Source organism: Micromonospora sp. NPDC005173 (genome assembly GCF_040608515.1).
Classification (GTDB): Bacteria; Actinomycetota; Actinomycetes; order Mycobacteriales; family Micromonosporaceae; genus Micromonospora.
In genome coordinates this window covers 17,584-29,428 of record NZ_JBEXIK010000015.1, presented here as the reverse complement: position 1 = coordinate 29,428, position 11,845 = coordinate 17,584, and the positions used below count along the sequence as shown (strand labels likewise).

Below are 11,845 nucleotides of genomic sequence, written 5' to 3'. Positions count from 1 at the left end.
CGGGCCGACGGTGGATGGGCGGCATGACTCGTCAGCCCCACCCGGAGGTCACTCGGACACCCCGAACGCGTCGGTCCGCACGAATCGCATGCTCCAGCCGCCCGCGCCGTCCGGCTGGTCGCGTTCGTAGAGGTGGTCGGGGCCGGCCTGGGTCGGCCCGGTGCCATCCGGATGCCGCATGATCCAGCGCGGTGGAGGGGCGCCGTCCGGCCCGGCCGGCAACAGCCGGACCAGGCCGTTGGCGGGCCCGCCGACGAAGCGTACGGTGACCTCGCTCATCGCGGCGTCCCCTCGGTGACCATGCCGGCACGTTCGGTGACACCGGCCCTGGCTCGCAAGCTACCGCACCCACCACCGCGCCGCAGCGGGTGCGCGGGCTCGACCCGTGAGCGATTCTCGTGGCGGTTTGCCCAGCTCGGAGGCGGGGTACCGCGACCGGAGGCAACCGCCGCTGGCGGGTAAGAGCGAGGAGCGATCGATGCGCACGTTGGACGGGCGGTATCAGCTCGAACAACGCATCGGCGTTGGCGGGATGTCCGAGGTGTGGCAGGCACACGACCAGGTGTTGGATCGGCCGGTGGCGGTGAAGCTGATCTCGCCCGGCTGGGACGGCCAGTCCGGCCCGGTGGAGCGGATCCGCGCGGAGGCCCGCTCGGCGGCCCGTCTGGTGCACCCGAACGTGGCGAGCGTGCACGACTTCGGCACCTCCTCGACGCTGCCCGGTCGCCGGGTGCCGTACATCGTGATGGAGCTGGCCGAGGGGGAAACTCTGGCCGCGCACCTACGGGCCGGGCCGCTGGACTGGCGGATCTCGGTGCGGGTCTGCGCGGAGGTCAGCGCGGCGCTCGCCGCCGCCCACGCGGAGGGCATCGTGCACCGCGACATCAAGCCGGCCAACGTCATGCTCACCCCCTCCGGTGTGAAGGTGCTCGACTTCGGCATCGCCACCCCGGCCGGCGCGCCGGAGCCGTTGCCGGACGGGCTGCTGATGGGCACCCCGGCGTACCTGGCGCCGGAGCAGCTCGACGGAGCGCCGGCCACCCCGGCGGCCGACATGTACGCCCTCGGCGTCCTGCTCTACTACTGCCTCAGCGGCCGGCTGCCGTACCGGGCGGACACCCTCACCGAGTTGCTGGGCACCCGCCGCCGCCTGCCGCCGGACCCGCTGCCTGAGATCGACGGGCTCCCCCCGGAGGTGGCCGAGCTGTGCCGTTCCTGCCTGGCCGAGGCCCCGGCGGAGCGCCCGACCAGCCTGGTGGCCGCGCTGGTGCTGGCCGAGGCCGTGGACGCCCGGGTGTACGTGCCGATGGGAGTTCCCACCGCGCGCCACCCGGCCGCGACGTCGCCCTGGACCGAGCAGGCCGCGATGGAGGCCACCGAGGCGGTGTCGGCGCTCGACGGGCCGAACCGGGCCGGCGAGAGCTGACCGTGGGGCGCGCGGCGTTTCGCCAGGCGGCGGCCGGGTAGCCGGGCGGGTGAGCGACGGGAGGAACGCGATGCCGGACCCGAGTCCCTGGCTTCAAGAGGCCACCGCGACCGCCGAGGGCGGCCACGTACGCACCGACGACGGCGGGCTCTCGACCGCGCTGGCCTCGCCACTGGCAGCGCACTGCACCGGATTGAGGCCAGAGCAGTTGCTGGCCGCCGCCTTCGCCTCCTGCCTGCACCACGCTGCGGTGGAAGCGGCCGGGGAGATCACCGATGAGGCGCACACGGTCCAGGTGCGGGCCGAGGCGAAGCTGGGGCGCGACGACGACGGCCGGTACCGGGCCGACGTGCACGCCTCGATCTCGTCCGCCGGCCTGAGTCGTCAGCAACTGGCCGACCTGGTCGAGTACGCCGACCGGCTCTGGCCGTTCTCCAGCGGCGACAACAGCCGGCACCGGCTCACCGTCACCCCGGCGGAGAACGGCCGGCACTGATCCGGTCGCCGACGCCGGCCCGCCCCTCCACCGAACGGGCACGCCGGGACCTCCACCGTTCGGGGAGCAGGCACGCACCGTAAGGGTGACCCGCGACGGTTGGTCAAAACCGACGCCGACCGCCGCCGCCGCGACCGGCTTGGCCAGGCGAATCGGAAATACCCGGCTGGCCCGATCAGCGAGGTTGAGACGGCTAGCCAGCTTGCCATCCCTTATGGCATGCAAGATCCGGGCAAATTGTGGCGCATGCCACTGTTCGGGCCGATGGCATCGGCCGACCAGGTCTCTAGCCTCGGCGGGTGCATGCCGACGACCCCTCCGACCAGAAGCTGACCAAGGCGCTCCCGACCACCCGGCCGGGCGACGCCGCATCAACCGAACGGACGATCGGCCGTCACCGGCTCCCCGATCCACCCCGCCGCGCCCTGCTGGGCTCGACCTCGGTCCGGGTGGCCCTGGCCACCGGTGTCACCTGCTGCCTCGGCTTGGCCGCGGTCGCCACCGCCCGCGGCGCCGAGGACACCACCCGCCCCGTGGAGCCGCTGGCCGAGGCGGTGGCCGAACGCGCCGCCATCGCCGACGAACGGGCCTCCCGGTCGCTGGACCGTGACGCCGCCCCCATGCGGGTCAGCCCCAGCCCGACGGCGAAGCCCACTGCCTCCCCCACCGTGCGCAAGGCGGCCAAGAAGCCGGTCAAGCCGCGCCGACCCCGACCGGTCGCCGGACTCGACCAGACGCAGATGGACAACGCCAAGATCATTGTCGACACGGGCCTGGAGCTGAAGATGCCGCGCCGCGCCCTGGTCGTGGCGCTGGCCACCGCCATGCAGGAGAGCAACCTCTACAACCTGGCCAGCGACGTGCTGCCCGAGTCGGCGGACTACCCGCACCAGGGCAGCGGCTCCGACCACGACTCGGTCGGGCTGTTCCAGCAGCGACCGAGCAGCGGCTGGGGCACGGTGGCCGAGCTGATGCGCCCGTCGTACGCCGCAAGGGCGTTCTACACGGCGCTCAACGAGATCCCGGGCTGGCAGGACATGAGCCTCACCGCCGCCGCCCAGGCCGTGCAGATCTCCGGCTTCCCCGACGCGTACGCCCAGCACGAGGAGCGCGCGAGCACCGTCGCGGCGGCGCTCACCGCCTGAGCCGGGGCCGCATCGGGTGTCAGCGACTGCGGGCGCCGTCCCCGGTCGGCGGCTCCGCTCCCGCGTCCACGCCGCCGGCGGCCACCCGGGTCGCCGGCACGCCCGTACCGGCCGCCGCGGTCGGCGTGTCGGCGGGTACCGGCTCGACGGTCAACCCGCTGAGGATCTCGTCGACTTGCGCCTCGCGTCGCCGGCGGGCGTACAGCGCCGCCTCGAAGTCGCGCCGGGCCTGCATGGCCTCCGCGTACGCCCGCTCGCGCACCTGCCGAGCCTCGTCGCGGGCCTCGTCCAGCTCGAACCGGGCCTGGGCCAGGATCTCCGCCGCCTCCCGCTGCACCGCGTCTCCGGCGTGCCGGGCGACCGCGGCGTCGCCCAGGTCCAGCCGCTGGAGCAGCCCGCTGAGCCAGGTGGCCTCCTCGCGGATCTCGTCCCACTCCCGAGCCTCCCCGGCGGCGCCCTCCGCCCGCGCCGCCAGCCGGGACAACCGGATTCCCAGCTCATCCAGGCAGGAATCGACCTGCCTCTGGTCATAGCCGATCTCAACGACGGAGAACCTCATACTGTCGCCCCCCAGGCAGCTGCTGTTACTTCCCCACCTGGATCCTCGGCCGCTACGGGAGCGACCGAGGGTGTTCGGGAAAAATATTCAGCATCCGCGCTCGCGGAACGCGTCAGGCGCGCTTGGGTAGCACGACCACCCGGCCGAAGAACTCGTCGATCCGGCGCACCACGTCGTTGAAGTCGTCCAGGCCGATCGGCTTGGTGACGTACGCGTTGGCCTGCAGGGTGTAGCTGCCGACGATGTCGGTGTCCGCGTTGGAGGTGGTCAGCACCACGATCGGGATGGTCCGCAGGTCCTCGTCCTGCTTCACCGCACCGAGAACCTGCCGCCCGTCCATCCGCGGCATGTTCAGGTCCAGCAGGATGACGTCCGGCCGGCGGGCCTCCGCGTGCCGACCTTCGGCGCGGAGGAACTCCATCGCCTCCTCGCCGTCGTTGACCACGTCGATGACCTTCTCGACGTCCGAGTCCGCCAGCGCTTCCTCGATCATCAGCACGTCGCCCGGGTCGTCGTCGACCACCAGGATGCGTACCGGCTGCGGGCTCTCTGCGCCCATCACTACCTGCCTCGAGTCGACGGACGCGGGACCGACGGTCACCGCGCTGGCGGGGAAATCTAGCCCATCAGGAGGCGCTCTGGGACGCCGGGTCGGCCGTGTCGGGACGGTAACGCAACACCTCAGCCAGACCGGTAACCCGCAACACCCGCTCGACCCGGCCGGTCGCGCCGGTGAGCCGCAACCAGCCCCCCTCGGCCGCGGCCCGGTTGTCCCCCCGGACGAACACGGCCATCCCGGTGGAGTCGCAGAACGCGAGGTCGGTGAGGTCGAGCAGCACCCGGTGCTCGCCGGCGTCGGAGAGCCGGTCGATCGCGGCGGCCAACTCGGCGGCGGTGCTCAGGTCCAGTTCACCGGCGAGCCGTAGGCAGACGACATCATCCTCGCGCCCGGCGTGCCTGACGCTGAACGTCACCGTTCTCCCCCTCGCTCCACCGCTGAGTGGACGTTTGCAGTGCGGCAAGTATACGCAAAGGGCGTGCCGTCGGCCGAACGGCGCGGTGATCGATTGGGGATGCCGCCCGGCGGACGGTCAGCGGGCTGCGGCAGCGGCCAGGGCGGCCCGGCCCAGGGCCAGCGCGTGCACCGCCCGGGGGAAGTCGCGCAGCGCGGCGGCGTAGTGCGCCAGAGGCAGGTCCACCGCGGCGACGGGCACCCCCCGACTGGTCAGGATCCCCACCAACCACTCGACGAACTCGGTGAACAGCGAGGCGTCGTCGACGTAGAGCGCAGCGGCCAGGAAGTCCACGACGTGGCCCAGGTCGCTCACGGTCGAGTCGAGCTGGGCGGCCATGTAGGCCCGGGCCGCAGGGACCCGTTCCCGCAGATCGGCTAGCGCGCTGTCGATCAGCTCACCCCGGCGCCGGACCAGGCCGGCGTACTCGTCGTCGGTCAGGTGGGACAACTGCGCCGGCGGCACCCGACGCAGCGCCCGCTCGTCGGCGATCAACTCGGCCGCCGACGGCGCGTCCGGCGCCCAGGCCGCGCCGAGCCGGCGCGCCCAGCGGCCGTCCACGCCGAACCCGCGCCCGCCAACCACCACCGGTACGTCGGAGCGGCGGCACGCCTCGATCATCCGGTGCGCGTGCGGCAGCCGCATCGGCAGCGCGCAGGCCAGCGCGACCGCGTGCGCGTCGTGCCGGTGCAGGTACGACACCAGGTGCGCCGCGGGCACGCTGGCACCCAGGAAGGTCACCTGCCAGCCGCGCAGCCGCAGCACCTCGGCAACCAGCCGGGGTGGCAACGCGTGCCACTCACCGTCCATGCAGGCCACCACGACCCGCCCGCCGGCCGGACGCGGCTTGGCGTGCACGGCCACCGCCGCCACCACCCGCTCACTGATGTGGGTGGCCGCGTGTTCCTGGGCGACGCTCCACTCGTTGCGCGCCCACCGCTCGCCCACCTCCGCCTGGGCCGGCGCGACCAGGTCGAGCAGCACCCGCTCGGCCGGTACACCCGCATCGAGCAGGCCGAGCGCCACGTCGATCGCGGCGTACTCGTCGGCGTCGGCGAGGCAGTCCAGGTAGCTGGGGTAGGCGCCGATCGGCTCGGCGGCGGCGGTCGGGGCGGTCACACTCAGGTCTCCCTCTACTGGTCCGTGCCGGCGGGTGCGGGCACCGAGTGCAGGTGCCGCGACGGCCGCCTGTTCGGGCCGACCGCACGCACCGCCAGCACCGCGATGTCGTCGTGGTCGCCGTGCGCCAACCAGTCGCAGGTGACCTGCTCGACCCGCTCGGCCAGGGCGGGGGCCGGCATCCGCTCGCAACCGGCCAGCGCGGTGAGCAGCCGTTCCGGGCCGAACTGCTCGTCGCCACGACGACCCCCACGGGCCTCGGTCACCCCGTCGCTGTAGAGCAGGCAGGTCTCGCCCGGGGCCAGTTGGACGGTCACCTCGCCGACGCGCGGGTCGGGCACCACGCCGATCAGCATGCCGGTCAACGGCACCGACTCCACCTCGCCGGAGGCGCGCAGCACCAGCGGCGGCAGGTGCCCGCCGCCGGCCATGGTGAGGGTGAGTCCGCCGTCGCGCTGTGGGCGGGCCACGCCCAGCACCATGGTGGCGAAACGGCCCTGGCCGTGCGCCAGGGTCGTCTCCAGCAGCGCGTCGTTGAGCAGCCGCAGCAACCGCCCGGGATGCGACTCCACCCGGTGCAGCGCCTGCAGACACTGGCGCAGCTGACCGGTGAAGACGGCCGCCTCGACGCCCTTGCCCGACACGTCGCCGAGGAAGAACACCGAACCGCCGTCGGGGAGCTGGTGCGAGCCGTAGAAGTCGCCGCCGATCCGCAACCCCGCCTGTGCCGGCCGGTAGGCGGTGCCCCACTGCACGCCGACGGCCTCGGCCGGCTCCACTGGCAGCAGGCTGGCCTGCAGGGTGTCGGCGACCTCCGCCTGGTCGCGGTAGAGCAGCGCGGTGCTCAACGCCGCGCCGGCCCGGGCTGCGAAGGCGCGGACCAGCTCCATGTCGTCCTCGTCGTACCAGCGGGTGGCGCGGCGGGCGACCAGGAGCATCCCGACCGGGACGTCCCGGCCCGGCAGCGGAACGACCCGGGCGGCGCTCTCGGCGTCGGTCAGGCCGGGGAGCCAGCCAGCGTCGACGGCCTGCTCCACCAGCCAGTCCAGCGCGTGCGGCTCGACCCCGGTCAGCCCTTCGGCGATAGCCACCGGCAGGTCGCCGCCGGCCAGCACGCCGCTGTCCACCAGCGGTGCCTCGTCGTCGGCCCGGGAGGCCCGCCACCAGCGGGCCCGTCCCAGGCGTGGGGCGAGCACCAGCACGGCCACCTCGGCCAGGGTCGGCACGGCGAGCCGGACGACCGCTGCGGCGGCCCGGTCGGGGTGCAGCGGGTTGCCCAGCTTGTCGCCCACCACGGCCAGGAAGGCTGAGCGGGCCCGCTCGGCGAGCAGCGCGTCGGCGCGGCTGACGCTCTCGGTGACGTCCTCGACGTACCAGCAGCAGCGGCCGCCGGAGAGCGGCACCCGGCGGGCGGTGAGCCGGCGCCCGCGATGGGTGAAGCCGCCCGGCCTCCCGTCGCTCAGCCCGGGGACGCCGGCCACGGCGAGCAGCTCGCTGGGCACGACCTCGGGCAGCAGCCGCTCGGCCGCCGGGCTGACGTGTCGCACCACGCCGTCGGCGTCGCAGACCACCAGGCCCTCGCGGAATTGCTCGACGACCTCGGACCAGTAGTCGGGCGCGGCCAGACCCGGGTCGGGGGCCAGCGGTGGCAGGGCGGTCACGGGCCGGGACGATGCGTCGGCGGACCACGCCGGGGCCGCTGTGGTGCTCGGCGTGGAGAGCCGTCCGTCGCCCGGGTCCCAGTCCCTGACGTCGGCGGTAGTCACCAGCTGAGCCTCACTCCTTGTCGTCCACCCGACCCGACCCGGAACGGGCGCCTGTGGTCGGCACTCTCCCGCCACCCTACGCCGGCACACCCCTGGCGGCACTGCACGGCAGCTGGCGGCCCGCGCCGCGGGCCTGACCGACCCGGCCGTGGATCGTTACGCTCGCCTCGTATCACCGGCCTGATGGCCCCCGGTTTGCGTTCGGCCCGTCGACTGGGAACATGAAGCGATGTCCCCCCAGCTGTTGACCATCGAGATGACCCGGCTCGACGCCGGAGGCGTCCGGCTGCGGCTGAGCGGCGAGCTCGACTACGACACCGCGCCCGAGTTGGTCGCGGCTGCGGCCGAGCTGCACGGCGACGGCCACCAGCAGTTGACGATCGACCTGACCGGGGTGAGCCTCTGCGACTCCTCCGGGCTCAGCGCCCTGCTGATGGTGCACCGCGCCGCCGGCGCGATCCGGCTGATCGGGGTCAGCCGGCAGCTCCAGGCAATGCTGGACCGCACCGGGCTGGCCCAACTGCTGGCAGTGGAGCCCGTCGGCGACAACGTGCGCGCCATCGGCTGATCGGCGCCCACCGGGCCGCCCCGGGCAGGGGGTGGCCCCCGACCCTGGGACCTGGGGTCGGGGGCCGGAGGAATGTCTAGGGTGCGGTCATCGGCTGAAGCCGGGGTCCGCTGTCACGAAGCTCGCCGGTCGGCGCGGGGTCGACGTCCGCGGGTTCCCCCGAATCGGGCGTCTGGTACAGATAACGGACGAAGTCCCCACCCACCTCGTTGTCGTCCGCGCCCGGCCATTGGCCGATGCAGTCCATCCCGACCACTTCCCGACCCGTTCCGTCGGCTTCCTCCAGCAGCGCCCACAGGCTCACCGGGTAGCACCGGGTGGCGTCGGGCGTGAGCTGCCAGCGGGCGTACCAGCCGGGTCGGGCGGGGACGATCTCGACGATCCGTTTCATGACGACCTTCCTTCCGCGTACCTCGGAAGAACTCCGGTCCTGAGCCGATCCTGCTGGTCGCACGGGTGAGCGGCCCTCACCCGCGCCGGATGAAGCCCACCGAGTCCCGGCCGACCCACCCGGCGGCGTCCGTTTCGCCTTCCCGGACGACGGGAAGGCGACGGGCGCACGCACGATCCCCAGCGAAAGGGGCGTCACCATGCGCAAGCAGATGGAGGGCGACAACCAGCGGCGCCGGGCGCTCGCCCGGCAGGCCCGCGAACAGGGCCGCCAGCCCAGCGAGTTCGGCGCCAGCCTGAGCGCCTCCAAGCAGCTCACCAGCCTGGACCAGGGCAAGCGGACCGGCCCAGCACCGGCCGGACGGCACAAGCCGGACACCACGCGCGGTGGGCCGGCCCCGCCGGCAGTCGGAGCCGCCGAGAATCCCCGGCCGCAACCGTCCGCCGGGGCCGGCGCGACCGGGGTGAACAGCATGGGCTACCACGACCTGGTCGACGAGGTCCGGCGCCGGGCCGGGGTCGACTTCAAGACGGCCAAGGTGGGCACCGAGGCGACCGTCCTGGTCCTGGCCTTCGCCCTGGACGCGGCGGAGCGGCAGCTGCTGCTCACCGCGGTGCCGAACTCGCTGCACGACGTTCTGCCCGTCGACGGCATCGAGCGGCACCGGGACCTGCCTGGCTTCCTGGCCGAGGTGGGCCGGATCAGCGGCCGTACGCCGGAGCAGGCCCGATACCAGGCGGAGGCGACGCTCGCCGCGCTCGCCGACCACGACGGCGACCTGGTCGAGTCGTTGCACGTGCCCGACGGCCTGCGGGAACTGTTGAACCCGCCGGAGGCCGGCGGCGGCATCGTCGGCGCCTCCACCACCACACCCACCCTGGACGCGGAGCAGCTGCGGGCGGCCCTGGACGACCTGCCGTACTGGGCCGGCGACAACGTCGCCCTGTACCGGGTGGTCGCGCTGCCGCCGGACAACCTGGACCGGGTGCTCGCGAGGCTCGACCAGCTGCGCCAGGAGACCGGCCGTGGCCCGAGCATCGGGCGCCCCGGAGACACGGCCGCCGTGCTGACCGTGCGGACCAACCAGGCCAACGGGGTGACCGCGCTGGACGTGGACCTCGCCCGCCAGATCGACGACGCGATCGACGAGGTGGGGGCCGGGATGGCCAGCGGCTGACCGGCCGCACCGGCGCACGCGGGCCGGCGGACGCGGGGCACCCCCCGCTCCGCCGGCCCGCAGCCGTGCCCGGCCGCGTCGACCCGGCCCGGCCCCGCGGCGGCACCACCGTCACGGACCGGACGTCGCCCGGTCCCGGCTGGCCGGGCCACGATCGGCGCGCACCGGCGGCTCGGCTAGCGTGCCGGTCATGAACCGCGCCGCCGACCGGCTGGAGCTGGTCGCCGACCCGGTCCGCCGAACCGGGCGGACGCTGCTGTCCGCCGGCGTCGAGCAGTCGTACGTGGACGTCGAGGATCCTCGACACCTGCACTTCGAGTACGTCCGCCGGATCGCCTCGGCGGTGGAGCTGGCGGCACCGGCGGGCACCCCGCTGAGCGTTCTGCACCTGGGCGGGGGCGCGTTGACGTTGCCCCGCTGGCTGGCCGCCACCCGGCCCGGCTCCCGGCAGCGTGTCGTCGAGCGGGACCGGGCGGTGGTCGAGCTGGTCGCCCGGGAGCTGCCGCCGTTGCCGCCCGAGGTGGAGGTGGAGGTCGCCGACGCCCGGGACGCGGTCGCGGCCACCCCGTCGGGCCGGTACGACCTGGTAGTCGCCGACATCTACCGGGCGGCCCAGATGCCCCGGCACGTACGGACCGTGGAGTTCGCCGCCGAGGTGGCCCGGACCCTGCGTCCGGACGGGCTCTACCTGGTCAACGTCACGGACCTACCGCCCCTGCTCGGCACCCGTGCACAGGTGGCCACGCTGCGGGCGGTCTTCGGCGACGTGTGCGTGCTGGGCGACCGGCGAATGCTGCGTGGCCGGCGCTACGGCAACCTGGTGCTCGCCGCGACGCCCCGGCCCAGCGGGCTGCCGGTCGGCCGGCTGGCGGTGGCCGCCCTGCGCGACCCGGTGCCCGGCAGCCTGCTGCACGACGCCGCGCTCGATGCCTTCGTCGCCGGCGCCCACCCGGTCACCGACGCCGACCAGCCGGGCCAGCCATGATCGGTTGATGTAGGGAGGTCCTCGCACTCACGCACCGCCGGGTGATGAGCGCGGGAGCTGGGTTTCCGGAGGTGAGCGCGGGGAAGGTGCGGCGGGTGAGCGACGCCGACACCCGGTTGACCGCCCGCCGGACGCTGATCGTGATCGGTCTGGTGCTGGCGACCGCGTTCGCGTTGGCCTTCGTGTACGCGACCCGCCGAGTGCTGGTCTGGGCCGTCGTGGCCGCCTTCTTCGCCGTCGCGCTCAAGCCGCTGGTGGACCGGCTGCAACGTCGCTTCGTGCGCCGGCGGGCGCTGGCCACGCTGCTGGTGTTCCTCGCCGCGTTCGTGACGCTGTCGATCCTGATCGCCGTCATCCTGGTGCCGCTGCTGGACGAGCTGGAGCGGTTCGCCGAACGGGCGCCGGAGCTGCTGCGCGACGCGCGCGCCGGTCGCGGCCCGCTGGGGAGTCTGCTGGAGCGCACCGGTGCCCTGCGGTACGTCTCCGGGCACTCCGATCAGCTACGGGACTTCGGCGACCGGCTGCGTCAACCCGCGGTCGGCGTGCTGCGCGGCGTCGTGGAGACGGTCGCCGGGCTGGTCACGGTCATCGTGCTGGCGTACCTCATGGTGTTGGAGGCGCCGCGGATCACCCGTGGCGTGCTGGTGGCGGCCGGGGACGGGCAGGCCGAGCGGCTACGTCGGGTGGGCCGGGAGGTCTCCCGCAGTGTTACCGGCTACCTCACCGGCAACCTGCTGATCAGCGTGATCTGCGGGTTGTTGACCTTCGTGGTGCTGACCCTCACCGGGGTGCCGTTCGCCGCCGTGATCGGCCTGCTGGTGGCGGTGGCCGACCTGATACCGCTGGTCGGCGCGACACTCGGCGCGGTGATCGCGGCGGGGGCCGGCTTCGTGCACTCCCCCAACGCCGGGATCGTGGTGCTGGTCTTCTTCGTGGTTTACCAGCAGGTGGAGAATCACCTGCTCCAGCCGCTCATCCTGTCCCGCGCGGTCCGGCTCAACCCGCTGACCGTGCTGGTCAGCGTGCTGCTCGCGGCGGAGCTGGCCGGCCTGCTCGGCGCGCTGCTGGCCATCCCGGCCGCCGGCATCGTCCAGACTCTGCTGCGCGAGTACGGCCCGAGCCGCCTGCGCGCCACCCCGCCGGCCACAGCCACCGACCAGCGACGCCGACCGGCCGGTCCCGCCCGCGAGGGCTGACCGG

The 11,845-nt window shown here is 73.9% G+C and carries 14 protein-coding genes; 7 read left to right on the top strand and 7 right to left on the bottom strand.

The genetic code is table 11. The annotated features are described in order from the left end of the window. Positions 1-48 precede the first annotated feature (48 nt). Complete coding sequence (locus ABZV00_RS18525) at positions 49-279, bottom strand: hypothetical protein (RefSeq protein WP_328417150.1); 231 nt, start codon at positions 277-279, stop codon at positions 49-51. A 199-nt stretch (positions 280-478) separates the two neighbouring features. Between ABZV00_RS18525 and ABZV00_RS18520 the strand changes: the two genes are divergently transcribed. The 3 genes from ABZV00_RS18520 to ABZV00_RS18510 all read left to right on the top strand — a co-directional run bounded on the left by ABZV00_RS18520 (position 479) and on the right by ABZV00_RS18510 (position 3,067). Continuing rightward, on the top strand, positions 479-1,426 hold the full coding sequence (locus ABZV00_RS18520; RefSeq protein ID WP_355607649.1) for a serine/threonine-protein kinase: 948 nt from the start codon (positions 479-481) through the stop codon (positions 1,424-1,426). A gap of 70 nt (positions 1,427-1,496) precedes the next feature. Next, positions 1,497-1,922 (top strand): OsmC family protein, encoded by a 426-nt coding sequence (locus ABZV00_RS18515; protein WP_328417154.1) that lies wholly within the window; start codon positions 1,497-1,499, stop codon positions 1,920-1,922. 299 nt (positions 1,923-2,221) lie between these two features. Continuing rightward, complete coding sequence (locus ABZV00_RS18510) at positions 2,222-3,067, top strand: hypothetical protein (RefSeq protein WP_355607645.1); 846 nt, start codon at positions 2,222-2,224, stop codon at positions 3,065-3,067. A gap of 19 nt (positions 3,068-3,086) precedes the next feature. On the opposite strand, the gene ABZV00_RS18505 is transcribed toward ABZV00_RS18510, so the two are convergent. The 5 genes from ABZV00_RS18505 to ABZV00_RS18485 all read right to left on the bottom strand — a co-directional run bounded on the left by ABZV00_RS18505 (position 3,087) and on the right by ABZV00_RS18485 (position 7,524). Continuing rightward, on the bottom strand, positions 3,087-3,626 hold the full coding sequence (locus tag ABZV00_RS18505; protein WP_355607642.1) for an ATPase: 540 nt from the start codon (positions 3,624-3,626) through the stop codon (positions 3,087-3,089). A 112-nt stretch (positions 3,627-3,738) separates the two neighbouring features. Then, on the bottom strand, positions 3,739-4,185 hold the full coding sequence (locus ABZV00_RS18500; protein ID WP_328417160.1) for a response regulator: 447 nt from the start codon (positions 4,183-4,185) through the stop codon (positions 3,739-3,741). Between the two features lie 67 nt (positions 4,186-4,252). Next, a complete protein-coding gene (locus ABZV00_RS18495; RefSeq protein ID WP_355607639.1) occupies positions 4,253-4,600 on the bottom strand; it encodes an STAS domain-containing protein in 348 nt (115 codons plus the stop codon). A gap of 117 nt (positions 4,601-4,717) precedes the next feature. Continuing rightward, the gene (locus ABZV00_RS18490) at positions 4,718-5,758 is read right to left on the bottom strand and encodes a cobalamin-dependent protein (RefSeq protein ID WP_355607637.1); all 1,041 of its coding nucleotides are present in this window, start codon (positions 5,756-5,758) and stop codon (positions 4,718-4,720) included. 14 nt (positions 5,759-5,772) lie between these two features. Continuing rightward, positions 5,773-7,524 (bottom strand): PP2C family protein-serine/threonine phosphatase, encoded by a 1,752-nt coding sequence (locus ABZV00_RS18485; RefSeq protein ID WP_355607635.1) that lies wholly within the window; start codon positions 7,522-7,524, stop codon positions 5,773-5,775. A gap of 229 nt (positions 7,525-7,753) precedes the next feature. On the opposite strand from ABZV00_RS18485, the gene ABZV00_RS18480 reads away from it, so the two are divergent. After that, positions 7,754-8,092, top strand: coding sequence for an STAS domain-containing protein (locus ABZV00_RS18480; RefSeq protein WP_355607632.1), 339 nt, complete (start codon positions 7,754-7,756; stop codon positions 8,090-8,092). Positions 8,093-8,168: 76 nt separating this feature from the next. Here the strand turns inward: ABZV00_RS18480 and ABZV00_RS18475 are convergent, their stop codons facing one another. Next, a complete protein-coding gene (locus tag ABZV00_RS18475; protein WP_328417170.1) occupies positions 8,169-8,483 on the bottom strand; it encodes a hypothetical protein in 315 nt (104 codons plus the stop codon). A 199-nt stretch (positions 8,484-8,682) separates the two neighbouring features. On the opposite strand from ABZV00_RS18475, the gene ABZV00_RS18470 reads away from it, so the two are divergent. From ABZV00_RS18470 to ABZV00_RS18460, 3 genes are all read left to right on the top strand, one after another. Further along, a complete protein-coding gene (locus tag ABZV00_RS18470) occupies positions 8,683-9,660 on the top strand; it encodes a DUF2267 domain-containing protein (RefSeq protein ID WP_355607629.1) in 978 nt (325 codons plus the stop codon). Positions 9,661-9,850: 190 nt separating this feature from the next. After that, the gene (locus ABZV00_RS18465) at positions 9,851-10,645 is read left to right on the top strand and encodes a fused MFS/spermidine synthase (protein WP_355607626.1); all 795 of its coding nucleotides are present in this window, start codon (positions 9,851-9,853) and stop codon (positions 10,643-10,645) included. 95 nt (positions 10,646-10,740) lie between these two features. Continuing rightward, the gene (locus ABZV00_RS18460; RefSeq protein WP_355607623.1) at positions 10,741-11,841 is read left to right on the top strand and encodes an AI-2E family transporter; all 1,101 of its coding nucleotides are present in this window, start codon (positions 10,741-10,743) and stop codon (positions 11,839-11,841) included. Positions 11,842-11,845 lie beyond the last annotated feature (4 nt).